Origin of the sequence: Acinetobacter sp. TUM15064, from assembly GCF_008980265.1 — a bacterium.
In the GTDB taxonomy this organism is placed as follows: Bacteria; Pseudomonadota; Gammaproteobacteria; order Pseudomonadales; family Moraxellaceae; genus Acinetobacter.
Genome location: NZ_BKFU01000234.1, coordinates 1 through 433 on the forward strand (window position 1 = coordinate 1; position 433 = coordinate 433).

Sequence of the window (433 nt, forward strand, 5' to 3'; positions counted from 1 at the left end):
CGCAAAAGCGCTAGATGTAGATGATAAGCTGGGTAACTTTATTGTAGGTAAAGAAGCGGATTTTGTAGTACTTGATCTTAAAGCAACGGCATTACAACAGTTGCGTCAATCACGTGCTAAATCCATCGAAGATAGTTTGTTTGCACTATTTACCATGGGCGATGACCGCAATATTGAGGCGACTTATATCTATGGACAAAAGGCCTATCAGCAAAACCAAAGCATTTAATTCAAAAAGCTTAGGACTTCTCTTATTGGCGATCGAATGTGCTGTCTTACTTCGACGAGACAGTCATTCCTCTCAAAATGATACATTTTCATCAGCATCAAAAGATGCATGAAAATTCATTTTGTTTTAAAATTCTCGTATTAACTCAAGATTTCGAGGTGTTGCAGGTCAACACCTTTTTTATTTTCCCATTTTTATAGTTTT

General features: G+C 36.7%; 1 protein-coding gene. It reads left to right on the forward strand.

The features are described 5' to 3' along the window. Nucleotides 1-229: amidohydrolase family protein (locus GBI16_RS18585; protein WP_151707649.1), on the forward strand; the 229-nt coding region annotated here is incomplete at its 5' end. Nucleotides 230-433: the final 204 nt, after the last annotated feature.